The 2,046-nt window shown below is 39.9% G+C and carries 4 protein-coding genes; 2 read left to right on the forward strand and 2 right to left on the reverse strand.

What is annotated here, in order from left to right; all coding sequences use genetic code 11:
- Nucleotides 1–68 precede the first annotated feature (68 nt).
- Nucleotides 69–128: a putative holin-like toxin gene (locus JCM14108_RS15710; protein WP_235807078.1), complete on the forward strand. Its 60-nt coding sequence runs from the start codon at nt 69–71 to the stop codon at nt 126–128.
- Nucleotides 129–506: 378 nt separating this feature from the next.
- On the opposite strand, the gene JCM14108_RS13735 is transcribed toward JCM14108_RS15710, so the two are convergent.
- Complete coding sequence (locus tag JCM14108_RS13735; protein WP_035181523.1) at nt 507–917, reverse strand: hypothetical protein; 411 nt, start codon at nt 915–917, stop codon at nt 507–509.
- A 98-nt stretch (nt 918–1,015) separates the two neighbouring features.
- Nucleotides 1,016–1,423 (reverse strand): hypothetical protein, encoded by a 408-nt coding sequence (locus tag JCM14108_RS13740; protein WP_035181524.1) that lies wholly within the window; start codon nt 1,421–1,423, stop codon nt 1,016–1,018.
- A 339-nt stretch (nt 1,424–1,762) separates the two neighbouring features.
- Here JCM14108_RS13740 and JCM14108_RS13745 point away from each other — a divergent pair.
- The coding region (locus JCM14108_RS13745; protein WP_035181525.1) for a gamma-glutamyl-gamma-aminobutyrate hydrolase family protein at nt 1,763–2,046 on the forward strand (284 nt) is incomplete at its 3' end.

A 2,046-nucleotide genomic window follows, 5' to 3' on the forward strand; every position in this document is an offset into this window, starting at 1 on the left:
TATGGGATCATGGAACAAATCTTGGAAAGGTTTCACAGTCAATGAGCGTCTTCCAGGCGCTTTCGTTGATGTTGCTGTTCGGGACGTTTTTAATAGCGTTACTCAGCTATATCAACAACCAAAAATAAAAAAGCCGCCCTGCTCAACTTTGGTAGGTTACAGGGTAGCTTAATGCTGTCTTATTAACTTCGCCACCGCCTTTGAAGCGGCTTGTTTAGGAGGTTCTGTTCGAGCAGAACCTTCTTTTTGTATCTTCATTATATCACGGCAAATGATACGCATCTAGTTAAAGCATCGAATCATATTTGTACAATCACTATCATCAGAAACGTCGTTTGACGCAAACTATTTCAGCTTGGACCCAACCCTTTCATGATCTTTTTACAAACCACATAGTGGAGTTAGAACCAATTAATAATCGAAGACATAGGTTCATGCCTAAAATTGTTTTAAATAAGGGCTGCCCCAGCAGTGAGACAGCCCTTATTTAAACTCTCAAATTTCAGTTATTTAACATATACTTGTTTGGCAACGTTATATTTAACAATTAATGCTTTATGGCCTTTATAATTAGTTCTTTGCATCCGAAAGGTTTCGCCAGATCGATGTCCATTTCTAACTGGAAAAACCGTCACGCTGCTTCGAGTCTTATAAACACCCATCAAATGTCCGCTAAAGTTGCCAGCTTGACTTTTTACCGAGCGTGCAGTAACTACCAACTTGGCGCCAGAATCTTTGTGCCAAGTACCGTTGGGATATTGTTGACAAGTTTGTCGCCAAACGCCGTGATAAGTAACTGGAATGCGCTGGTAAACACTTTGAGCCTGGCTAGTTTCCGTTGCGGGAAGTGCCAAAAAGACACTGACGCTAAAAAGAAAACTGATTAGCGATACGAACAACACCTTTGATCTTTTCATTTGAATTCTCTCTCCTTACTTAATTGCTGGTTATCGAGCCACTAATTTTTGCCTTTAAGCTATTCGTCAATATCGTTTTTCGTCTTTAGTTTGTTGAACTAATCTCTATGAAAATATGTACCAGTCTTTGAATGAGCCGATCGATACATTACCAAATAATGGCCCCGGCGTCCCAGAACCGTTTTTTCATGAAAGCCTTTCTTCGTATATGGATGAAAAGCTTCATAGCCGTCAATGACATACTTATGGTTTCCAAGATACTTCCAACGAGGATTTCTAATATTGTGACTTTGCATCCCACTGCTTGCCCAATCAAGTTTATTTTGGGTGACGGTTACCCCATCCGATCCTAATGGTGCCTTATCTTTGTGAATCCAACTTCCGCGTAATGCACTGGGTGTTCCCTTATGCCAACTGGCCGCATTGGTATTTTGACTAATGCCAAAAACGCCAGCGCTTATCAAAGTTGCCAGGGCTACCGCAAAAACTGATTGTTTAAACTTCAACTTTAATCCCCTCCAAGCAATAATTGTTAATCTATGTTTAGATTATAACCCTGTAATTCCAGAAATAGTCTTCATCGTTTTAACTTTTACAATCTTTTACAATCGAAAATAGGGGTAAAAGTATTTTATGATGTTACATCTACTAACAAGACCATTTGTAAAACAATTGACAAGCCCAACAAATGCGTATAATCTAGCATTAATCAAAATTTAATAATCGATAAAAAGCGTTCAAGAGTTTAACTTCAATCTGTTAAGTACCAGCTTAACAACCATGTTTAAGCTCTTGGAAGCAACTATTCATCATTTAAAAAATCCAAAAATTGTGAGGCTAATAATATGCAAAAACAACCTGTTATCGGGATTCCCGCCGAAAGCCGCTTGCTGGCCGGTTCTTTTCGAAACAGTGTCAACGAACCCGAAATTAGTGGCATTGTGGATTATGGCGGCACACCCTTAATTATCCCAACCCGTCATCCTGAACTCATGGCAAATTATCTGCCACTTATCGATGGCTTATTATTGCCGGGCGGACCGGACGTTTCACCGATTCTATATAAAGAAGAACCGGCTCCAGGGCTTGGTGACACCGACCTATTGCTTGATCAAAGTGAAATCGGATT

It is taken from the genome of Lentilactobacillus farraginis DSM 18382 = JCM 14108, from assembly GCF_000583655.1.
Lineage (GTDB): Bacteria > Bacillota > Bacilli > Lactobacillales > Lactobacillaceae > Lentilactobacillus > Lentilactobacillus farraginis.